Origin of the sequence: Mesorhizobium zhangyense, assembly GCF_011045115.1 — a bacterium.
GTDB lineage: Bacteria > Pseudomonadota > Alphaproteobacteria > Rhizobiales > Rhizobiaceae > Mesorhizobium_M > Mesorhizobium_M zhangyense.
This window is the reverse complement of record NZ_JAAKZG010000005.1, coordinates 358,504-379,479: the sequence shown is the minus strand read 5'-3', so window position 1 is coordinate 379,479 and position 20,976 is coordinate 358,504. Positions and strand designations below refer to the sequence as shown.

At 62.3% G+C, this 20,976-nt stretch carries 17 protein-coding genes; 11 read left to right on the top strand and 6 right to left on the bottom strand.

Translation table 11 applies throughout. The features are described 5' to 3' along the window. Positions 1 to 60: 60 nt before the first annotated feature. The 3 genes from G6N74_RS14675 to G6N74_RS14665 all read right to left on the bottom strand — a co-directional run bounded on the left by G6N74_RS14675 (position 61) and on the right by G6N74_RS14665 (position 3,956). Positions 61 to 1,701 carry an acyl-CoA synthetase gene (locus tag G6N74_RS14675; RefSeq protein WP_165118527.1) on the bottom strand — a complete coding sequence of 547 codons (1,641 nt, stop codon included), beginning with the start codon at positions 1,699 to 1,701 and terminating at the stop codon, positions 61 to 63. A 141-nt stretch (positions 1,702 to 1,842) separates the two neighbouring features. Continuing rightward, positions 1,843 to 3,045 (bottom strand): OpgC family protein, encoded by a 1,203-nt coding sequence (locus G6N74_RS14670; protein WP_165118525.1) that lies wholly within the window; start codon positions 3,043 to 3,045, stop codon positions 1,843 to 1,845. 134 nt (positions 3,046 to 3,179) lie between these two features. Beyond that, positions 3,180 to 3,956 carry a sulfite exporter TauE/SafE family protein gene (locus G6N74_RS14665; RefSeq protein WP_165118523.1) on the bottom strand — a complete coding sequence of 259 codons (777 nt, stop codon included), beginning with the start codon at positions 3,954 to 3,956 and terminating at the stop codon, positions 3,180 to 3,182. A gap of 247 nt (positions 3,957 to 4,203) precedes the next feature. Here G6N74_RS14665 and G6N74_RS14660 point away from each other — a divergent pair, with 247 nt between their 5' ends. From G6N74_RS14660 to G6N74_RS14625, 8 genes are all read left to right on the top strand, one after another. Continuing rightward, on the top strand, positions 4,204 to 4,872 hold the full coding sequence (locus tag G6N74_RS14660) for a thiamine phosphate synthase (protein ID WP_165118521.1): 669 nt from the start codon (positions 4,204 to 4,206) through the stop codon (positions 4,870 to 4,872). A gap of 14 nt (positions 4,873 to 4,886) precedes the next feature. After that, entirely contained in the window at positions 4,887 to 5,960 is a 1,074-nt protein-coding gene (locus tag G6N74_RS14655; RefSeq protein ID WP_312857875.1) for a tetratricopeptide repeat protein, read from the top strand. 127 nt (positions 5,961 to 6,087) lie between these two features. Next, positions 6,088 to 6,654 (top strand): elongation factor P, encoded by a 567-nt coding sequence (gene efp, locus G6N74_RS14650; protein WP_165118519.1) that lies wholly within the window; start codon positions 6,088 to 6,090, stop codon positions 6,652 to 6,654. Between the two features lie 23 nt (positions 6,655 to 6,677). After that, a complete protein-coding gene (locus tag G6N74_RS14645; protein ID WP_165118517.1) occupies positions 6,678 to 7,478 on the top strand; it encodes an inositol monophosphatase family protein in 801 nt (266 codons plus the stop codon). Between the two features lie 98 nt (positions 7,479 to 7,576). After that, the gene (trhA, locus tag G6N74_RS14640) at positions 7,577 to 8,281 is read left to right on the top strand and encodes a PAQR family membrane homeostasis protein TrhA (RefSeq protein WP_165118515.1); all 705 of its coding nucleotides are present in this window, start codon (positions 7,577 to 7,579) and stop codon (positions 8,279 to 8,281) included. Positions 8,282 to 8,388: 107 nt separating this feature from the next. Further along, the gene (locus G6N74_RS14635; protein ID WP_165118513.1) at positions 8,389 to 9,411 is read left to right on the top strand and encodes a MotA/TolQ/ExbB proton channel family protein; all 1,023 of its coding nucleotides are present in this window, start codon (positions 8,389 to 8,391) and stop codon (positions 9,409 to 9,411) included. Further along, positions 9,411 to 10,439 carry a peptidoglycan -binding protein gene (locus G6N74_RS14630; RefSeq protein ID WP_165118511.1) on the top strand — a complete coding sequence of 343 codons (1,029 nt, stop codon included), beginning with the start codon at positions 9,411 to 9,413 and terminating at the stop codon, positions 10,437 to 10,439. The genes G6N74_RS14635 and G6N74_RS14630 overlap by 1 nt, the downstream gene beginning before the upstream one ends. Positions 10,440 to 10,674: 235 nt before the next feature. After that, on the top strand, positions 10,675 to 11,157 hold the full coding sequence (locus tag G6N74_RS14625; protein ID WP_165118509.1) for a hypothetical protein: 483 nt from the start codon (positions 10,675 to 10,677) through the stop codon (positions 11,155 to 11,157). A 63-nt stretch (positions 11,158 to 11,220) separates the two neighbouring features. On the opposite strand, the gene G6N74_RS14620 is transcribed toward G6N74_RS14625, so the two are convergent. After that, positions 11,221 to 11,574 (bottom strand): DUF1304 domain-containing protein, encoded by a 354-nt coding sequence (locus tag G6N74_RS14620; RefSeq protein ID WP_165118507.1) that lies wholly within the window; start codon positions 11,572 to 11,574, stop codon positions 11,221 to 11,223. 126 nt (positions 11,575 to 11,700) lie between these two features. Here G6N74_RS14620 and G6N74_RS14615 point away from each other — a divergent pair, with 126 nt between their 5' ends. The 3 genes from G6N74_RS14615 (at position 11,701) to G6N74_RS14605 (ending at position 17,832) form a co-directional block, all read left to right on the top strand. Next, positions 11,701 to 14,298, top strand: coding sequence for a DUF3857 domain-containing transglutaminase family protein (locus G6N74_RS14615; RefSeq protein WP_165118504.1), 2,598 nt, complete (start codon positions 11,701 to 11,703; stop codon positions 14,296 to 14,298). Between the two features lie 95 nt (positions 14,299 to 14,393). After that, a complete protein-coding gene (locus G6N74_RS14610) occupies positions 14,394 to 15,878 on the top strand; it encodes a carboxypeptidase M32 (protein WP_165118502.1) in 1,485 nt (494 codons plus the stop codon). A 301-nt stretch (positions 15,879 to 16,179) separates the two neighbouring features. After that, positions 16,180 to 17,832, top strand: coding sequence for an FAD-binding dehydrogenase (locus G6N74_RS14605; RefSeq protein WP_165118500.1), 1,653 nt, complete (start codon positions 16,180 to 16,182; stop codon positions 17,830 to 17,832). 203 nt (positions 17,833 to 18,035) lie between these two features. Here the strand turns inward: G6N74_RS14605 and G6N74_RS14600 are convergent, their stop codons facing one another. Both G6N74_RS14600 and G6N74_RS14595 read right to left on the bottom strand, forming a co-directional pair. Next, positions 18,036 to 18,914 (bottom strand): MBL fold metallo-hydrolase, encoded by an 879-nt coding sequence (locus G6N74_RS14600; RefSeq protein WP_165118498.1) that lies wholly within the window; start codon positions 18,912 to 18,914, stop codon positions 18,036 to 18,038. A gap of 202 nt (positions 18,915 to 19,116) precedes the next feature. Continuing rightward, the gene (locus G6N74_RS14595) at positions 19,117 to 20,919 is read right to left on the bottom strand and encodes an ABC transporter transmembrane domain-containing protein (RefSeq protein WP_165118496.1); all 1,803 of its coding nucleotides are present in this window, start codon (positions 20,917 to 20,919) and stop codon (positions 19,117 to 19,119) included. Between the last annotated feature and the right edge of the window lie 57 nt (positions 20,920 to 20,976).

Genomic DNA, 20,976 nt, shown 5'->3' with positions numbered 1-20,976 from the left:
CGCGCAAAAAGCCAGACAGTCAGCCAAAAGGGTGTCCGGCCCTGAACCGTCGCGGCTGCGTCAGAGTTCCTTCGCCAGCTCCCGCAGCCGGAATTTCTGGATCTTGCCCGTCGAGGTCTTCGGGATTTCGGCGAAGATCACTGTCTTGGGCATCTTGAACCGCGCCAGAAGCTTGCGGCAATGCTCGAGGAGTTCGGCTTCTGTCGCTTCCTTGCCCGCCTTGAGCTCAACATAGGCGACGGGCGTCTCGCCCCATTTGTCGTCGGCCTTGGCAACGACGCCGCAGAAAGCCACCGCCGGGTGCTTGTAGAGCGCATCCTCGACCTCGATGGAAGAAATGTTTTCGCCGCCCGAGATGATGATGTCCTTGGAGCGATCCTTGAGCTGGATGTAGCCGTCCGGGTGCATGACTCCGAGGTCGCCGGAATGGAACCAGCCGCCGGCGAACGCCTCGTCGGTGGCAGGTCGGTTCTTCAGATAGCCCTTCATGACGATGTTGCCGCGGAACATGACCTCGCCGATGGTCTCGCCGTCACGCGGCGTCTCGACCATGGTCTGCGGGTCCATCACGGTCAGTCCCTCGAGCGCGGCATAGCGCACGCCCTGCCGCGCCTTCTTCGCCGAGCGCTCTGCTGCAGGCAGTGCATCCCATTCACCGTGCCATTCGTTGACCACCGCCGGGCCATAGGTCTCGGTCAGGCCGTAAAGATGGTTCACGGCAAAGCCGGCCTCGGCCATGCCCGAAAGCACTGCCTCGGGCGGCGGAGCGGCAGCCGTGTTGAAGGTAACAACCTGCGGAAACTCGCGCTTCTCCTCGTCCTTGGCGTTGATCAGCGCCGACATGACGATCGGCGCGCCGCACAGATGCGTCACGCCATGATCGGCGATGGCGTCATATATCGCACCTGGCCGCACCCAGCGCAGGCAGACATGGGTGCCGGCCTGCACGGCAACCGTCCAGGGAAAGCACCAGCCGTTGCAATGGAACATCGGCAGCGTCCAGAGATAGACGGCGTGCTTGCCCATGCCGGCATGAATGGTGTTGGCATAGGCCATCAAAGCAGCGCCCCGGTGATGATAGACGACGCCTTTGGGATTACCGGTCGTACCGGAGGTGTAGTTGAGCGCTATCGAATCCCATTCGTCGTCTGGCATCGACCACGAAAAATCGGGATCGCCCGACGCGACGAAATCCTCATAATCCAGCGTGCCGATGCGCTCGCCCTTCGGGTAGGGCGCATCCGCGGCATAGTCCGGGTCGTCATAATCGATCACCAGCGGCTTCACCTTGGCCAGTGCCAGCGCCTCCTTCATGACGCCTGAAAATTCGCGGTCGACGATGACGATGCGGCTCTCGGCATGGTCGAGCTGGAAGGCGAGGACGGCGGCGTCGAGCCGTGTGTTCAGCGAGTGAAGGACGGCCTTCGTCATCGGTACGCCGAAATGCGCCTCCAGCATCGGCGGTGTATTGGAAAGCATCACCGTTACCGTGTCGCCCTTGCCGATGCCCTGGCCAGCGAGCGCCGAAGCCAGCTGGCGCGAACGGCGCCAGAAATCGCGATAGGTGACGCGCTGGTCGCCATGAATGATCGCTACGTGATTTGGGTATGTGGCAGCCGCCCGCTCCAGATAGGTCAGCGGCGTCAGCGGCTGATGGTTGGCGGGGTTGCGGTCCAGACCGCTGTCATAAATGCTTGCCACGATACCTCCCGAAGGCGACGAATTCGGGCGGACATTAGACCATGACCCCGCGCGGTGGGAACATGGTTTCGGCAGTGCTTTTGGTCAAAGTGGAGAACGCCAATCCCTCCCCGCGGGCCGGAAGGGATTTCTTTTGCTGTCTTACCGATCCGGAAAGCGCGTCGCCGTCATCGCAGGTGCCTTTCCGCCCATCGGCCGCTGCGTGACAGCGGTCTTCGAGGACTGCGCGGCGGGCTTGCCGCCCCAGCCGATCTTCGGCAGCCATTCGAGATAATAGGCGAAGCCGAACTGCAGGGCGATGCCGGTCGAGATCAGCACCGTGTCGTAGAACAGGCCGCCGGGGCTGACCATCTTCATCACCTGCGCCACCATTGCCAGCAGCGTGCCGGCAATGAACACCGGCAGCGAATGCTTCCCGAGAATGGCCAGCGGGTGGTCGGCCCGCGTGCGCGCCAGGTTGGAAAGTGCGGGGATGACGGTGATCAAATAGGCGAGCGACAGGACATGGGCGAGCCGCGACAACGACAGGAAGGTCTTGTCGAAACCGGTCAGCACCATCGGCAGGCCGAGCGAGGTATCGACACCCCAGAACGGCACCCGCACCCAGGCCAGCGACAAAAGCACGTAGGACGCGGCGATGCCGGCCAGCCACGGGCTGAAGCGGATCTCGCCGCCGCGCTTCACATGCATCGTCGCGGCGATGCCGATGACGAACAGGAACTGCCACGACAGCGGGTTGAGGAACCACAGGCCGTCGCCGGGGAAGTTGCCGGGCGCGATCTGGTAGACGCCCGCCACGAGCCAGAGGGCACCTGAAACGCAGACCATCAGAAGCAGGCTGATATTCCCGAGAAGCAGGAACAGCGGCATCATCAGGAGTACGATGGCATACATCGACAATATGTTGTTGTAGCCAACCTGATGGCTGAGCGTGGCGATGCCGACAAGCGCTTCTGGCGTGTCCTCGATGATCATCTGGATGTTGATCAGCTTGAGCAGGTCCGGCCGCGCGAAATGGAGTGCTGCACCCGAAAAGATCGCCAGCGTCGCCACCGTCGTCATGATGTGCGAGACATAGAGCACACCGGCCCGCCGCCACGCTTTCAGCGCGATCAGAAGCCGGTTGCCCGGCTTGAATTTCGTCCCGTAGGCTAGCCCGACGGCGATGCCCGAAATCAGCACGAAAGCCTCGGCCGAATCCGAAAAGCCGAAGTTCTTATGGGTAGCGAACTCGTAGATGGTGCCCGGCACATGGTTGATGAAGATCGTGAGCAGGGCCAGCGCCCGAAACACGTCGATGCGGGTATCCCGTTGATTTGATGCGATATTCGTCATGGCCGCCATAAAACTCGTTGCGTATTACAGGTTTACGACAGCCTGGCGCCCAGAGCGCAACGCATGCCAGTTCGAACCTGTTGCTATGACGTGGAAATGCACAAATGAAGGCAAGGTTCGACGGGTTCCCGTCAAAAAATGTTTTAAGGCTGCAACAATTGCGCCCCGCCATCCCAGATCAGTTTTACCGCGATCAGCGCCACCGTCGCGTAGGTAAAGGGATAGAAGAGCTCCGGCCGCATCCGTCTCACCAGCCAGGCGCCGGCAAGAGTTGATAGCGGCGCAAGCGGCATCAGCGCTGCCGAGGCAGTCAGGTTCGTCGTGTCGAACTGCCCGAGAGCGAAGTAGGGAATGAGCTTCACCGCATTGGTGATGGCAAAGAATATCGCGGCAGTGCCCGACAGCACTTTCGGGTCGAGCTTCAGCGGCAACGTATAAACCTGGAAGGGTGGTCCGCCGACATGGGCGACGAAGCTGGTGAAGCCCGAAACCGTGCCCCAGAAACCGCCTACCACGCGATTGGGTGCCGCCGAATACTCGGCGCCAAGGCGAAATTGCTGCCAGGCCCAGCGCGAGACGAAGACGATAGCAACCGCGCCGACGATGAAGCGCACCATGTCTGCCGTCACCACCGCGGCCGTCAGCCATCCGATGCCGATGCCGATCAGCGCTCCGGGCATCATGTAGAAAAGCGTCTGCTTGTCGAACACGCCGCGCCATGTCCACAGCGATACCATGTCCATCAGCACCAGGATGGGCAGCAGGATTGCGGCTGCCTGCACCGGTGGCATCACCAGCGCCATCAGCGGCACGCCGACGAAGCCAACGGCACCGCCGAACCCGCCCTTGGACAGGCCGACGAGAAACACGGCAGGCAGAGCAGCCGCGTAGAACCACGGATCGAGAAGCAGCGCATTCATGGGAGGGAAGCCTTTCGCCCGATGAAATAACCCGGTTCTTTCGTCTTGGCGAGATCGATCAAAGCATGATCCCGAAAAGTTGCAGACTTTTCGGACAAGATCATGCTTCAAAACAAAAGCGAGATGGCGGCTCAAGGAGACGCCATCTCGCTCTAGCCTCGCGACTGTTCAAGCAGCCCGTCTTCCTCTATGCCCAAATGCAACCATGATCACCCTGCATGGGGTCTGGCATTCTGGAAAGACGACAATGACCGAAGCATCCTCACCCAATCGCTGCCGCATCGTGCTGATCGCCCCGTCGGGCGAGAAACCGGACCACTTCGTCGAGCGGCTACGCCAGGCGATTGCCGGGGGCGACATCGCCTCGATCATCCTGCCGCCCTATGATCTCGACGAGGCCTCTTTCCAGGCCTTTGCCGAAAAGGTCGTGCCGGTCGCCCAGGAAGCCGGCATCGCGGCGATCATCGCCGATGACACCCGCGCCGCCGGCCGCGTCGGGGCGGACGGCCTTCATCTCGAAACGAAGAAGGCAGAGCTTGAGGAAGCGATCGAGCACTACCAGCAGAAAATGATGGTCGGCGCCGGCGGCGCCAAGACGCGCGACGACGCGCTCGAGCTTGGCGAACTACGTCCCGACTATATCTTCTTCGGCCGCTTCGGCTACGACAACAAACCCGAACCGCACAACCGCAACCTGTCGCTCGGCCAATGGTGGGCGGAGGTGATCGAGATCCCCTGCATCGTCTTGGCCGGCTCCGACGTCGCTTCCGTCGAGGCGGTCGCTGCCACCGGGGCCGAATTTGTCGCGCTGTCGAGCGCAGTATTCGGCGAAGGCGTAGACCCCAGGGATGCGATCGCCCGCGCCAATGCCATCCTTGACGAAACCGCGCCGAGTTTCTCGTCGGCGGGTAATTGAGGAGTGGGCGAACCGTGAGGGGCCAGAAGACTTCCCGCGCCATCCTTGGCCTGACGCTGGCCTTATGCCTGACGCCGGCGGCAGCACTTGCCGTGGACGACCCGAAGACGACGCCAACCGAGCCGAAACCCCTACCGACGACGACGCCGGCGCCCACCGAAATGAAGCGCCTGCCGGCACCCACCGACATTGTCGACCCGCAGCGTTTCGGCGGCGGCAAGGGCAATGGCGGCGAGCCTGATCTGGATCGCTTCGGCGGCGCGAAAACCGACCCGGCCTACGGGGCGTTCCAGCGCGGCCTCTACATGACAGCCTACAATCTGGCCCTGCCGCGCGCCACGGCCGGCGATGCCGCCGCGCAGACGCTGGTTGCCGAAATCCTGTCGCGCGGGCTCGGCGTCCCGCGCAACGACAAGGAAGCGTCCAAATGGTACGCGCTGGCCGCCGAGCAGGGCATCCCCGAAGCGCAGTTCCAATATGCCCTGATGCTGCTCGATGGCGATTTCGTCAAAAAGGATGCGCAGGCCGCCTACGCGCTGATGCAATCGGCCGCCGAAGCCGGCAACCGGCTTGCCCAGTTCAACTTCGCGCAGATGCTGGTCGGGCGCGAATCCGAAGGCAAGGGGATGGACGACGCTGTCGTCTATTACCAGCGCGCCGCTGACGCCGGACTGGCCGATGCGCAATATGCGATGTCGCAGATCTTCGCCAACGGCGTCGGCGGCAAGAAACACGACGACGTCGAAGCGCGGCGCTGGCTGCTGCGCGCCGCCATCCAGGGTTACGATACCGCCCAGCTCGATCTCGGCACATGGCTGATGGACGGGCGCGGCGGCGACCGCGACCGCAAGGCCGGTTTCAACTGGATGCGGATCGCAGCCCTTGACGGCAACGTCGCCGCACAGAACCGCCTCGCCAAACTCTATATGCAGGGCCTTGGCACCGATCCCGATTCCATCAGCGCCGCCGCATGGTACATGCTCGCTCGCCGCGCCGGCTTGAGGGATGCGGCGATGGAGGATTTTCTCGACGGCCTGACCGACGACGAAATGAAAACGGCGCTGCAGCGGGCTAACCGTTTGCGCTGACATGGGTGGTTTCAGGCCGTAAACACCGCGTTTTCAGGCCTCTCTCTTGCCTCTCCACGCAAATTGTGGTCTTGGAAGCGCCGAAACCGTCGACCAGACGGATAAACCTCTCCGGAACTTTACAACAATGGCCAAGATCAACGGCAACGAAATCCGTCCCGGCAATGTCATCGAACACGATGGCGGCCTCTGGGTGGCGGTCAGGACCAACCACGTCAAGCCCGGCAAGGGCGGCGCCTACAACCAGGTTGAACTGAAGAACCTCATCAACGGCACCAAGCTCAACGAGCGCTTCCGTTCGGCCGAGACGGTCGAAAAAGTGCGGCTGGAACAGAAGGACTTCTCGTTCCTCTACGAACAGGGCGATGCTCTGGTGTTCATGGACACCCAGAGCTACGAGCAGCTCGAACTCCTGAAGGACTTCGTGGGCGATCGCGCAGCCTTCCTGCAGGACGGCATGATGGTGACTGTCGAGCTTTACGACGAACGTCCCATCGGCATCGCGCTGCCCGACCAGGTGACGCTGACGATCACCGAGGCTGACCCGGTGGTGAAGGGCCAGACGGCCGCATCGTCCTACAAGCCGGCAGTGCTGGAAAACGGCGTGCGCGTTCTGGTTCCGCCTTTCATTGCTTCGGGCGAACGCATCGTCGTCGACACCAACGAAATCACCTACATCCGCCGCGCCGACTAAGCGCAGCGTTCGGAGTCTAGTAAATGGCGCGTTCGGCGATCCTCAATGTCATGGTCCAGGCCGCTATGAAGGCCGGCCGCTCGCTGTCGCGCGACTTCGGCGAAGTGCAGAACCTTCAGGTCTCTATGAAAGGCCCCGGCGACTATGTCTCGCAGGCCGATCGCAAGGCCGAAGAGATCATCCATGCCGAGCTGGCCAAGGGGCGGCCGGGTTACGCTTTCCTGATGGAAGAGCGTGGCGTGGTGGCAGGCGAGGACGACCAGCACCGCTGGATCGTCGATCCGCTCGACGGCACCACAAACTTCCTGCACGGCATCCCGATCTTCTCGATCTCGATCGCACTGGAGCGTCAGGGCCAGATCGTCGCCGGCGTCATCTACAACCCGGCAATGGACGAACTCTACACCGCCGAGCGCGGCGGCGGCGCCTTCATGAACGATCGCCGCCTGCGGGTCGCCGGTCGCACCAAGCTCACCGACTGCGTTATCGGCACCGGCGTGCCGCATCTCGGCCGGGGCCACCACGGCAACTACCTCGTCGAGTTGCGCAACGTCATGGGCGAAGTGTCCGGCATCCGCCGCCTGGGTTCGGCAGCGCTCGACCTCGCCTATGTCGCGGCAGGCCGCATGGACGGTTTCTGGGAAGAATCGCTCTCGCCCTGGGACGTCGCAGCCGGCATCCTGATGGTGCGCGAGGCCGGCGGCTTCGTCTCCGACAAGAATGGCGGCAATGATATGTTCGACACCGGTGCGATTGTCGCCGGCAACGAAACGATCCATCGCGCCCTGCTCAAGACGCTGAAGAAGCCGGTAACGGCGCGCTGAAACGCCCCCTGTCTCCGCCGGAAGGCGCAAAGCGTCGCCCTGTCTTCTCCCAATTGGCGTCTTGAAAAAGCCTGCCTCGGTCGTTCATATCGTCTGGTATGACGAAAGCCGCGCAACCGAACACTGATCGGAATGCAGAAAGCGCCCTCCCCCTACCTGGGCGCTTTCATTATTCGCGCGCCGAACTGATCGCCGACGGCATCGTCCATGCGGTCGGCATCGTGCTCGCCATCGCAGCCGGCTCCGCACTTCTCGCAATCTCCGCCTTCCACGCCGGTCCGGGCGAATATGTCGCCGCGGTCTTCTACGTCGTGTCGCTGCTCACGGTCCTGTCGATTTCGCTCGCCTACAATCTCTGGCCGATATCGCCGGCGAAATGGATCCTTCGCCGCTTCGACCACGCTGCCATCTATCTTCTCATCGCCGCGACCTACACGCCGTTCCTGGCCCAGTTGAACGACGCCGCGCTGACGCGCCGGATGCTCATTCTCGTCTGGTCAGCGGCAGCCCTCGGCATCGCGCTCAAGATGCTTTTCCCCGGTCGTTTCGACCGCATCGCCGTTGGCTTCTATCTCGCCATCGGCTGGAGCGGCGTCGTGGTGCTTCAGCCCCTGCTGCATACCCTGCCACCGGCAACACTCATGCTGCTGCTGGCGGGCGGCATCGTCTATTCCTGCGGCGTGGTCTTCTTCGCGTGGCGGGGCCTGCGGTTCCAGAACGCCGTCTGGCACGGCTTCGTGGTGACCGGCGCCGGGCTGCATTTCGCCGCCGTACTGGATGTTCTGGTCGTCAACCGGCTCTGATTATCTGGCCTTGCTTGCGACAAGCTGCACCTTGCGTCTTTCAATTTCGTCACATTTCCGTTTAGAGTCGCGGGCAAGTTGATTGCGGGCACGGAATCGGAGCGGCAATGGCGTTCATGAGAATTTTCGGGATAGGCGAAGCCTCCGATGCCGAAGGCTACGATCCCTACAAGCTGTCGAGCCCGCAGGTCTTTCTTCTCTCCATGGTGGTGTTTTTGGCCATCGTCGCCTTCATCGCGGCGATCCTGACGCGGCAGATTTCGTCGGCCTTCACCACCAATCCCGGCCTCAACGGCCTGATTCTCGGCGTTCTCGTCATCGGCATCCTGCTCGCCTTTCTGCAGGTGACGCGGCTGTTCCGCGAAGTGCGCTGGGTCAACACCTTCCGCGCTGGCTCCGAGGAAGCCGAACCGGTGCTGCTGGCGCCGATGAAGGCACTGCTCAGCCGCTCGTCATCGATGGCCTTCTCGACCAGTTCGATGCGCACCATGCTCGATTCGATTGCCACCCGCCTCGACGAAACCCGCGACATCTCGCGCTATCTCATCGGCCTCCTGGTCTTCCTCGGCCTGCTCGGCACCTTCTGGGGCCTGCTGCACACCATCGGCTCGATCGGCGACACCATCCAGTCGCTGGACCCGGGCACCGGCGACACCGCCGCCGTGCTCGACGCACTCAAGGCCGGCCTGGCTGCCCCACTGGAAGGCATGGGCACGGCGTTCTCCTCCTCGCTGTTCGGCCTTGCCGGCTCGCTGGTGCTCGGCTTCCTCGACCTGCAGGCCGGCCGGGCGCAGACGCGTTTCTACACCGAGCTTGAAAACTGGCTCTCCTCTGTCACCGACCTTTCCTCCGACATCCAGGTGGTCGCGCCCACCGGCAGTGGGTCCTCCGACGAGATCAGGGCGCTGTCGGAGAAGCTCCGCAACATGCAGGAAACCGGCGGCTCCAGCCCGCGCGTCGCCACCGCCATGGCCAATCTCGCCGACGGCATTTCCGGCCTGGTCAAGAACATGCGCTCCGAGCAGCAGATCATGCGCGACTGGGTCGAGGCGCAGTCGCAGGAACAGAAGGCGATGCGCAACACGCTCGAAAAAATCGCCGATGCGCTCAAGAAGCGGGAGCCTAATTAATGGCTCTGTCGCGCCGGCGCACCGACCGCCGTATCGACTACTGGCCGGGCTTCGTCGACGCACTGTCGACGCTGCTGCTGGCCATCATGTTCCTGCTATCGGTGTTCGTGCTGGCGCAGTTCCTGCTCAGCCGAGAAATCACCGGCAAGGACGCGGTGCTGAACCGCCTCAACTCGCAGATCAACGAACTGACGCAGCTTCTGGCCCTGGAGAAATCCAGCACCCAGGACGCACAGGATTCGCTCGCCAATCTGCAAGCCTCGCTTTCCGCCGCCGAAGCCGAGAAAAGCCGGCTCGAACAGCTCCTGTCGCAAGGCGCGGGTGCCGGTGCTGCCGCCACCGCCCAGATCGGCACCCTGTCGGGCCAGCTCGACAATGAACGCCAGGTCAGCCAGCGCGCGCTGAGCCAGGTCGAGCTTCTCAACCAGCAGATCGCCGCCCTGCGCAAGCAGATCGGCGCGCTCGAACAGGCGCTGGACGCATCCGAGGCCAAGGACCGTGATTCCAACGTCAAGATCGCCGATCTCGGCAAACGGCTGAATGTCGCGCTCGCCCAGCGCGTCCAGGAACTGAACCGCTACCGCTCCGACTTCTTCGGGCGCCTGCGCGAAATCCTGTCCGACCGCGAAAACATCCGAATCGTCGGCGACCGCTTCGTCTTCCAGTCGGAAGTGCTGTTCCCGGTCGGCTCGGAGGTCATCAACGATGCCGGCCGCGGCGAGATGAAGAAGCTCGCCGACGCCATCATCGAACTGCAGAAGGAAATCCCGCCGGAGATCAACTGGGTGCTGCGCGTCGATGGCCACACCGACAACCGCCCGCTTTCGGGCACCGGCCGCTATCGCGACAACTGGGAGCTTTCTTCCGCCCGCGCGACCTCGGTGGTGAAATTCCTGATCGAAAACGGCGTGCCGGCCAACCGGCTGGTGGCCGCCGGCTTCGGCGAATTCCAGCCGCTCGACACTGCCGACACGGACGATGCGCGCAACAAGAACCGCCGCATCGAGCTGAAGCTGACAGAGCGCTAGACCGCGAAAACAACGCCGAATTCATGCCATATTCGCTCAAATATGTCCGCGAATGCAGCATTTCCCATCAAACGCGAATTATCTTTTTGTAATTTGCGCGTGATGGGAGGCTGGGCGTAGCTTCGCTGCACAGGTCGGGAACTGCCGGCGATACTCCCATTCGCGACGCGACAGAACCGGACGGCCTGACTTGCGGGCGACATTGCCCGCCCGCGCAGAACAGAGGACGCAAATCATGCGCTCTTTTCTCATCAAGGCGGCTCTTGCCGCAGCTCTCGCTTCAACCTCCTTCGCCGGCGCCTACGCAGCAGATCACTCCGGCGGCCACGGACATGAACACAACTTCGATGGCAACCGGTTCAGCAGCGGGGACGACACGCCCATTCCGGATTCGATCACCTCACAAACCGACGCCGCCCTGGGAGTGCAGGCAATGCCTGCCCCACAAACCATGGCTGCGGTTCACCACGAACGGCTTGCCCGGATCGATCGTGAAATCAGCCGGGTAAACCACCGCATCATGCTCGATCGGCGGGATGGATACCTGAACAATGCCGAGGCACGTAACCTGGAAAACCGCTCCCGGATGATCCGCACCGACGCACAGATAGTTGCCGAGAACCATCGCGGCACCCTGCCTGAAGCCCGCTTCGATAGGCTGCAGACCCGCATCGCAAACCTTAACCGCACCATCCACAGGGATGTCGCCAACGCCTGACGCGCCCATAGTGGTGGGCCGCTCCCAGTTGGCGGGGAGCGGCCTTTCCTTGCCGGTCGGAAATCACCAGCCGGCGAACAGCGCCACAAGCGCCAACGCCGCCGGCTGCGCCTGAATGAAAAGGATCTTGCGGCTGACGGTTGCCGCCCCGAACAGGCCGGCGACCACAACGCAGATCAGGAAGAACGTTTTCACCGCAAAGCCGGTCTCCCCCAACCACAGCCCCCAGATCAGCCCGGCTGCTAGAAAACCATTATAAAGCCCCTGATTGGCCGCCAGCACTTTCGATGCGGTGGCAAATTCCGGCGTCAGGTTGAACGCCTTCCGCCCCGCCGGCGTGTCCCACGCAACCATCTCCAGATACATGAAATAAAGATGCAGCGCCGCCACCAGCGCGATCAGAATGTTGGCGATCATTTACCCCTCCCGTGGACGTTTCTTCACTGTCCGGCTTGGCGCTGAACGCCATCGGCACTCGGACCAGCTTTACATTTCCCTCGAAGCTTGGAAAACATTATCAACTAGGGGTTGGTGTGGGAAATTATGCAGTCAGGGTTCCGTTGTAGCCTGCGGGCAGTTTTGTGTTGTGTCGTTTTCACCGTTTCATCTTTTGCCTTGGGCGGGCCGGCGGCGGCTGACGACCAGGTAGCCAAGGGACCGGCAGAAGGCTGGGTTGAATTCGTCGATCTCCCCAAGGCGGATCCGGCTTATCGCGACAGAATCAAAAACGGAATTTCAAATCTTCTGTCGGACTACCAATACAAACATCGCACCAACGGCTTCACGAGGTTCGACCGCTATGCCTATCAGATCGTCGATCGACCTGGTCTGGAGAGAGGCGCCGGCATGGATTTGGAATTCGATCCATCACGCCACAAGGTAACTTTGAACCGCCTTCACGTGATTCGCGACGGTGTCGTTCTGGACCGGCTACCTGATGTGAAGTTCGATGTTTATCGCCGCGAAAGGGATTCCGAGAAGGGCATCTTCGACGGCAGGCTGACTGCCCATGTCAACATCGAGGACGTGCGTGTTGGCGATATCGTGGACTATGCCGCGACCTACGAAGTCACACCGATTGTCGGCCCAGATCTGTTCATCGAACAGTTTTTGACTGAATGGACGGAGCCTGTGGCCCTCGTTCACGAAAAGATTGTCTGGCCAACCTCACAGCCACTTCAAATACGTCCAACCGCAACAGGCATCAAACCTTCGATCACGGTCAGTGGTGAGGATACCGTCTACGCTTGGAAGGTTTCGAATCCCGCCCCGATCAAATGGGAAGACAATTTGCCGGTCGACTATCCCAACCAGGGGATAGTTGAAATTTCCTCGACCGCAAACTGGCAGGACGTCGTAGACGCGATCCTGCCTTACTATCAGCCTGCGACCGTCTTCCCGAAGGAATTTACGGACAAGCTCGCGCGCATCGCCGCGCAATATCCCAAGCCGGAAGACCGCATGGTCGAGGCGTTCCGGCTGGTGCAGGACGAGATACGCTATGTCAGCCTGTCGATCGGCGCCGGTTCCTACATACCACGGAGCCCGGAAACCGTCTTGGCAAGCGGCTTCGGCGACTGCAAGGACAAGGCGCTGCTGCTGACCTCAGCGCTCAGGCATCTCGGCATCGAGGCTTACGTTTCCCTTGCCGATCTTGACGAAGGCAGGGCGCTGTATCAGCGGCTTCCCTCCTTGCGGGCCTTCGATCATGCAATCGTCAAAGCCGTCATCGGCGAGCGCATCTATTGGCTGGATGCGACCTCCTACCTTCAAGGTGGCAGGATTGAGAACCTTTCCCAGCCGGACTACGGCTTCGCGCTGCCCTTAGTATCCTCGACGGCCGCATTGGAGAAAATGCTTCAGCCGGAACCCGCCAAGCCGACAACTTCGGTCGTGGAGCGTTTTGAGTTCCCCAAGCAGGACAGCGATCCTCTCAAGCTCACGGTCACCACTACTTACATCGATGCCGACGCTGATGGCATGCGCCGAAAACTTGCAGGCGAAGCCTTGTCCAAGATGGGCGACGACTATCTGCAATATTACAGCAAGCAGTATCCTGGGCTGAAAAGCGTCGCTGCGCTCGAAACCAAGGATGACCGGGATCGAAACATCGTTTCCGTAAAGGAGGCTTACGAATTGGCCGCGACGGCCTTGCAGGCAAATGACCTGAACAAGAAATTCCCGCTCAAAGCCGATGTAGGCGTCTCCAATCTGCCGACGCCGACAATGGTCGGCCGCATCGGGCCGGTCTGGCTTGGGAGCCCTACTTACAAGCATCACAAGGTGATCGTCACGAACTTGAAAACGAGATTTACCGGGCCGCAAGATGGCGACGTCCTGACGCCGGAGCTTTCGTTCAAGATCAGCTACTCGAATACGCCCACCGAACTTGAAATCGACTGGAACTACAAGACGCTGGTGGACAAGGTCCCGGCTGCACGAATTGTCGACTATCTCAAAGCGGCCGATGACGTGAACCGCAATATTCAATGGAATTACGATTTTACCCAGACAGGCGCTATCGCACCCAGCGCGGAAGACTCAACTCTGCGCTTCGTCACTGTAACAGGCATCCTGGTATCCCTAGTTTGTTTCGTTGCCATGATCATACGCGAAGCAAAGAAGCAGATCCTGCCGAACGACCAGCACTATTGGCCGATGTCGATCAAAAAATTCACTGTCATGTCGCTGCTCAGCCTGGGTATTTATAATTTGCTCTGGGCATGGCGAGCCTTTCGGCAGAAGCGCGCGAACTCCGGATTGAAAACGTGGCCCTTCTGGCGCGCCGTCTTCCTTCCATTCTGGCTGATCCCGGCTTTTTTGGACGTTGACAAGCAGATGGCCGGTAGAAAGCTTCCACTATGGACGATCGTTATCGGCACCGTCACGTTCCTTGCTGTTTGGCTTGTCGACCTCACTCCGGAAATCGTGTTCGGCCAGGACACTACGCCGTTGTGGTGGGATGGTGCCGGAACCGCCATACAGTCTTTAGCTCCGCTTCCCCTGCTGATCATGATCAACCGGCTGAACGAGCCTATGCCCGAGAATGAAGCAAGAAATTCGAGAGTCTCCCGGTGGGACGTTTTCGGAATTGCAGCATGTGCGGTCATGACGCTCTCCATTTGGAATTTCCCAGGCTAGGATAATTCCGGAAGCTTCCTCGATCTTCGCATCCGGCTTGCGATCGCGCCCGACTTGGTGTCCTCTCCCGCCTTCCAAAAAACTCCGGAGCAGCCATGTCTTTCACCAAACTCGACCAACTCGGCCACAAGCTCGAAGCGCTGGAGCATGCGCTTGCCATTCTCGGTGCGGACGAAGCCACCCACATGGCTGTCGGCGGCGGCGAGAAGCGGGCCGAGGCGATGGCGGCCCTTGCCGGCATGCATCACCGCCAGGCGACAGCGCCCGAGATTGCCGACTGGATCGAAGCAGCCGAAGGCGAAACGCTCAGCGAGGAACAGCAGACGGCGTTGCGCGAATTCCGGCGGCAATACACCAACATGACCTGCCTGCCGACCGAGTTCGTCGAGCGCCAGACCACGGCGCGCATGCGTTGCGAGCAGCTCTGGCGCGACCTGCGCGCCAAGAACGATTGGGCAGGCTTCCTGCCAGCGCTGGAAGGCGTCATCGCGCTGGTGCGCGAGGAGGCCGCGATGCGCGCCGAAGCACTCGGCCTCGCTCCTTACGATGCGCTGATGGAGCAATACGACCCCGGCCATCGCGCTGCCGACATCACGCCGGTCTTGTCCGAGCTGAAGACCTTCCTCAAGGGCTTCGTGCCGGAAGCGCTCGCGGTGCAGGAGGAGCGGCTGGCCAAGACGCCGCTGCGGCCGCTGTCCGGCGTCTATGCCATCGAGCGCCAGCGCGAGCTTGGCCTTGCCATGATGGCGGCGGTCGGCTTCGACCTCACCCATGGCAGCCTCTCGGTTTCGCATCACCCCTTCTGCGGCGGCGTGCCGAGCGACGTACGCATCACCACGCGCTACAAGACGACCGAATTCCTGTCGTCGCTTATGGGCGTGCTGCACGAGACCGGCCACGCCATGTATGAGCAGAACCTGCCCAAGCAATGGTCGCACTGGCCGCTCGGCAAGGCGCGCGGCATGGCCATGCATGAGAGCCAGAGCCTGTTCGTGGAAAAGCAGCTCGGTCGCAACCCGGCCTTCTGGGACTGGGCACTGCCGCTGGTCGAGCAGCATCTCGGCGAAAGCTGGAGCAAGGCTGACATCCTGCCCCATGTCCATCTGGTCAAGCCCGGCCTGATCCGCGTCGATGCCGACGAGGTGACCTATCCCCTGCATGTCATCCTGCGCTTCGAACTGGAACAGGATCTGGTTTCGGGCAAGCTCAACGCCGTCGATCTGCCGGAAGCCTGGGATGCCAAGATGCGCGACTATCTCGGCCTGTCCACCATCGACACGCCGCAGGACGGCCCGATGCAGGACGTGCACTGGCCAGGCGGCGCCTTCGGCTATTTCCCCTCCTACACCCTCGGCGCCATGATGGCCGCGCAGCAATGGGCAGCACTGGAAAAGCAGCATCCCGCCGTCAATGACGATGTCGCCAAGGGCAGGTTCGACGCCGTCACCGACTGGCGGCGACAAAACATCTGGTCGCAGGCTTCGCGCTTTTCGACGCCGGAAATCATGGAACGCGCCACCGGTGAGAAGCTGAATGCGGCGTATTTCACGAGCCATTTGAAGGAACGGTACGGGGCGTGAGGTAGACGGCGGAGGCTGGCATCCCACTGGAAGTTCCCCTCTCCGTCTCGGCTTCCCCGAGCCACCTTTCCCCGCAAGCGGGGCGAGGAACCCAAGTCCTGAGGCGTTGCTACCTTGCAGAACCTAGGTTCCTCGCCCCATGAAATGGGGAGAGGTGGCGCGCGAAGCGCGACGGAGAGGGGCCTCTTCCTTTTCCACCCCTTCCCCACCGTCACTCCCTCTCCCTGAATTTCCCCCTTGATCTCGAAAACCATTCCCCCAAACTGCCCACGGCAACAAGCTGCCTTGGGAGGGGAGCAGGATGGCAGAACAGGCAGATGCGATCATCGTTGGCGGTGGGCTGGCCGGGCTGGTGGCGGCGGCGGAGCTTGCCGATGCCGGTAAGCGCGTCATCATCCTCGAACAGGAGGGCGAAAACTCACTTGGCGGGCAGGCCTTCTGGTCGCTCGGCGGCCTATTCTTCGTCGACAGCCCCGAGCAGCGGCGGCTGCGCATCAAGGACAGCCGCGACCTCGCCATGCAGGACTGGCTAGGCTCGGCGCAGTTCGACCGCGCGGAAGATTTCTGGCCGCGAAAGGTCGCGGAAGCCTTCGTCGATTTCGCCGCCGGCGAGATGCGGCCATGGCTTCATGCGCAGGGCATGCGCTGGTTTCCGGTCGTCGGCTGGGCCGAGCGCGGCGGCGCGCTGGCGCATGGCCACGGCAATTCGGTGCCACGCTTCCACATCACCTGGGGCACCGGGCCCGGCGTTCTGGAGCCTTTTGTGCGCCGCGTGCGCGAGCATGTGTCCAGCGGCCGCATCGCGCTCAAATTCCGCCATCAGGCAAGCCGGCTGATCAAGATCAAGGGCGCGGTCACTGGTGTCGCCGGTGAAATCCTCGAACCCTCGACGGTCGAGCGCGGCCAGCAGTCCGGGCGCGGCGTCATCGGCGAGTTCGAGTTCAACGCCAATGCCGTCATCGTCACCTCCGGCGGCATCGGCGGCAATTTCGATCTGGTCAGGAAGAACTGGCCGAAGGATCGCCTCGGCCCGCCGCCGAAAAACATGATCGCCGGCGTACCGCATCACGTCGATGGCCGCATGGTCGCGATCACGCAAGATGCCGGCGGCGCGGTCATCAATGGCGACCGCATGTGGCACTACACCGAGGGCGTCAAGAACTGGGCGCCGATCTGGCCGAACCATGGCATCCGCATCCTGCCCGGCCCATCCTCTCTATGGTTCGACGCGAAAGGCAACCGCCTGCCGGCACCTTACCTGCCCGGCTTCGACACGCTGGGCACGCTGAAACACATTCTTTCGACCGGCTACGACTATTCCTGGTTCGTGCTGACGCAGAAGATAATCAAGAAGGAATTCGCGCTTTCCGGCTCCGAACAGAACCCGGATTTCACCTCGAAAAGCTGGCTTGCCGTGCTGAAAAGCCGGCGGGCCAAGGGCGCGCCGCCGCCGGTCGAGGCCTTCAAGCAGCACGGCGAGGATTTCATCGTCAGGGACAATCTCAGCGGCCTCGTCGAGGCCATGAACGCGCTGACCGGCGAAAAACTGATCGACCATGACCATTTGCTGATGCAGATCGAGGCGCGCGACCGCGAGATCGACAACCCCTTCGCCAAGGACGCGCAGATCACCGCCATCAACGGCGCGCGCAACTACCTCGGCGACAAGCTGATCCGCACCGCCAAGCCGCACAAGATCCTCGACCCGGCCAACGGCCCGCTGATCGCCGTGCGGCTCAACGTGCTGACCCGCAAGACGCTGGGCGGCCTGCACACCAATCTCGACTCACAGGTGCTGGACAAGAACGGCGAGCCGATCCCCGGCCTTTACGCGGCCGGCGAAGTCGCCGGCTTTGGCGGCGGCGGCTATCACGGCTACAACGCGCTTGAAGGGACGTTTCTGGGCGGCTGCATTTTTTCGGGCAGGAATGCCGGGAGGCATGCGGGACGGTAGCGGGGCATAAAGACCCCTCTCCGTCTCGGCTTCGCCGAGCCACCTCTCCCCATTTCATGGGGCGAGGGACCCAAGTCCTGAAGCGCTGCGGCCTCGCAGAACCTAGGTTCCTCGCCCCCGCAAAGCGGGGGAGAGGTGGCTCGGCGAAGCCGAGACGGAGAGGGGACCTCACAAGGCAACAATACTCCGCCCCATTCAATCCCTCACCAAACCGCCCCATCCAGCGCATCCAGCGGAAACTTCAGATAGCGCTTGCCGTTCGCTTCCGGCTCGGGCAGCCGCGCGCCGTTGATGTTGACCTGCAGCGCATGAAGAATGAGCTTGGGCATCGGCAGCGTCCTGTCGCGCGCCTCGCGCACGGCGACGAACTCGGCCTCGGTGCGGTTCTGCGTCAGATGGTTGTTCCCGCACTTCTGCTCCGCCACCGTGCTTTCCCAGCGCGGTTCGCGCCCGCCCGGCTGATAATCATGGCCGGTGAACAGCCGCGTGTCCTCCGGCAGCGCCAGAATGGCCTGGATCGACTGCCACAGCCGGCTTGCGCTGCCGCCGGGAAAATCCGCTCGCGCCGACCCGCTGTCGGGCATGAACAGCGTGTCATGGATGAAGGCCGCATCGCCGACGACATAGGTGATCGAGGCCAGCGTGTGGCCCGGCGAGTGCATGACGGAAACGTCGAGATTGCCAATCCTGAACCGGTCGCCATCGGCAAAAAGCCGGTCCCATTGCGATCCGTCGACCGCCAGTTCCGGCCAATTATAGATATCGCGCCACAGCTTCTGCACCTCGATGATCCGCTCCCCGATCGCCGTCGGCACGCCGGTCTTCGCCTTCAGATAGGAAGCGGCGGAAAAATGGTCGGCATGGGGGTGGGTGTCGAGAATCCACGCCAGCTCCAGCTTTTCAGCAGCGATATGGTCAAGCAGCCGGTCGGCATTGCGGGTGCCGGTCGCGCCGGACTTTTCGTCGAAATCCAACACCGGGTCGATGATCGCGCATTTGCGCGTCTCGGGATCGGCCACGACATACTGGACCGAAAACGTGCGTTCATCGAAAAACGCCGCAACAAGAGGATTATTTTCCACGAATCTTCCCTGCTATGCAAAGCCATGCCAATTTTTCCCCGGAATGAAGCATACCGGCCATGGAAAAGGCAATCGCCACGATCGACGCAGGGTCGTCTTGAAGGCGTAGGTTCTGGCCGCACCCAGGATGTGTTGAGATTCAGGTCAGGACGAGGCGAAAGCCGCCATTTGCAGGCCGTCATGGCCTGAATATCAGCGCATCCTACTCGGCAGCCTGGAAGGCCGTCGCCCCCGTCTCGAACTGCAGCTTGGCCAGTCCGGCATAGACGCCGCCCTTGCGCACGAGGCTGCGATGGGTGCCTTCCTCGACGATGCGCCCGCCATCCATCACCAGGATGCGGTCGGCCTTCAGCACGGTCGCCAGCCGGTGCGCGACGACGATGGTCGTGCGGCCCTTCATTAGCCGTTCGAGCGCGGTCTGCACCAGCGTCTCGCTCTGTGCGTCGAGCGCCGAGGTCGCCTCGTCGAGCAGCAGGATCGGCGCATCGCGCAGGATCGCGCGGGCGATCGCCACGCGCTGGCGCTGGCCGCCCGACAGCATGACGCCACGCTCGCCCACCTGCGTGTCATAACCGTTGCTAAGCTTTTCGATGAACTCGTCGGCCAGCGCATCCTTGGCCGCCGCCTCGATCTCGGCCTGCGCGGCGCCGGGCCTGCCGAAGCCGATATTCTCGCCCGCTGTCGCCGCAAAGATGGTGACGTCCTGCGGCACGATCGCCGTGCGGTCGCGCACTGCCTGCGGGTCGGCCTTGGCGATGTCGACGCCGTCGATCAGGATGGAACCGGAAACGGGATCGTAAAAGCGCAGCAGCAGCGCGAAGATCGTGCTCTTGCCGGCTCCCGACGGCCCGACGATGGCCACCGTCTCGCCCGGCTTGATGGTGAAACTGACGCCGTGCAGCGTCGGCCGGTCAGGCCGCGCCGGATAGGCGAAGGAAACGTCACGGAACTCGACAAGGCCCCGCGCCGGCTTGGGCAGGGGCAGCGGGTTCGCAGGTGCCGCGATTGCCGGCGTCTCGGCCAGGATCTCGGTCAGCCGCTCGGCCGCGCCTGCCGCCTGCGCCAGTTCGCCCCACACTTCCGACAGCGCTCCGAGCGCGCCGGCGGCAAACACCGAATAGAGCAGGAATTGGCCCAGCGTGCCGGCCGACAGCGTGCCCGCAAGCACATCACGAGAGCCGAACCACAGCACCGCCACCACCGAAGCGAAAATGGTGAAGATGGCAAAGAAGGTCAGGAATGACCGCGCAAACACCGAAGACCGCGCCGCCTCGAAAGCCGTGTCCACGGCCTTGGCAAACCGCCCGGTCACCAGCTTCTCGTTGGTGAAGGCCTGCAGGATGCGCATCGCGCCGATCTGCTCGCTGGCATAGGCGGTCGCTTCCGCAAGCGTGTCCTGTGCCGCGCGCGACTTGCGCCGCACAGAGCGGCCGAAGGCGACCAGCGGCAGCACGATGACGGGAATGGCGACGAGCACGAGGCCGGAAAGCTTGGGGCTGGTCACCACCATCATGCCGACCGCGCCAAGGCCGAGAATGACGTTGCGCAGCGCCACCGATGCCGTTGCCCCGACCGCCGATTTCACCTGCGTCGTATCAGCCGTCAGCCGCGAGATGATCTCGCCCGACTGCGCCGTGTCGAAGAAGGACGGCGAAAGCTTCGTCACATGGGAAAAAACGTCGCGGCGCACATCCGCCACCACCCGCTCGCCCAGCGTGATGACGAAATAATAGCGGCAGGCCGAGGCCAGCGCGAGCAGCGCCGCCATCACCACCAGCATCGAGAAATAATTGGCGATGAAGCCGGAATCCGAGTTGGAAAAGCCGTGGTCGATCATGCGGCGCACGGCAATCGGCAGGGCCAGCGTCACGCCGGCAGCGGTTGCCAGCGAGACCAACGCACCGGCCACCATGCCGCGATAGCGCAAGATATAGGGCGAAAGCCGTCGCAGCGGCTGCAGCGAACGCCGGCGATCTTCCTCCGCGCTGCGCCCTGTCTCAGCCATGTTGCCATCCCTGTGCAGCAGCATCTGGCAAAAGCGCCGAGTGCGGCCTTGTGATTT

Coding starts and splice junctions, on each gene's coding strand:
- G6N74_RS14670 (WP_165118525.1), bottom strand. CDS start 3,045: ATGGCGGCCATGACGAATATCGCATCAAATCAACGGGATACCCGCATC.
- G6N74_RS14665 (WP_165118523.1), bottom strand. CDS start 3,956: ATGAATGCGCTGCTTCTCGATCCGTGGTTCTACGCGGCTGCTCTGCCT.
- G6N74_RS14660 (WP_165118521.1), top strand. CDS start 4,204: ATGACCGAAGCATCCTCACCCAATCGCTGCCGCATCGTGCTGATCGCC.
- efp (WP_165118519.1), top strand. CDS start 6,088: ATGGCCAAGATCAACGGCAACGAAATCCGTCCCGGCAATGTCATCGAA.
- G6N74_RS14645 (WP_165118517.1), top strand. CDS start 6,678: ATGGCGCGTTCGGCGATCCTCAATGTCATGGTCCAGGCCGCTATGAAG.
- trhA (WP_165118515.1), top strand. CDS start 7,577: ATGACGAAAGCCGCGCAACCGAACACTGATCGGAATGCAGAAAGCGCC.
- G6N74_RS14635 (WP_165118513.1), top strand. CDS start 8,389: ATGGCGTTCATGAGAATTTTCGGGATAGGCGAAGCCTCCGATGCCGAA.
- G6N74_RS14630 (WP_165118511.1), top strand. CDS start 9,411: ATGGCTCTGTCGCGCCGGCGCACCGACCGCCGTATCGACTACTGGCCG.
- G6N74_RS14625 (WP_165118509.1), top strand. CDS start 10,675: ATGCGCTCTTTTCTCATCAAGGCGGCTCTTGCCGCAGCTCTCGCTTCA.
- G6N74_RS14620 (WP_165118507.1), bottom strand. CDS start 11,574: ATGATCGCCAACATTCTGATCGCGCTGGTGGCGGCGCTGCATCTTTAT.
- G6N74_RS14615 (WP_165118504.1), top strand. CDS start 11,701: ATGCAGTCAGGGTTCCGTTGTAGCCTGCGGGCAGTTTTGTGTTGTGTC.
- G6N74_RS14610 (WP_165118502.1), top strand. CDS start 14,394: ATGTCTTTCACCAAACTCGACCAACTCGGCCACAAGCTCGAAGCGCTG.
- G6N74_RS14605 (WP_165118500.1), top strand. CDS start 16,180: ATGGCAGAACAGGCAGATGCGATCATCGTTGGCGGTGGGCTGGCCGGG.
- G6N74_RS14595 (WP_165118496.1), bottom strand. CDS start 20,919: ATGGCTGAGACAGGGCGCAGCGCGGAGGAAGATCGCCGGCGTTCGCTG.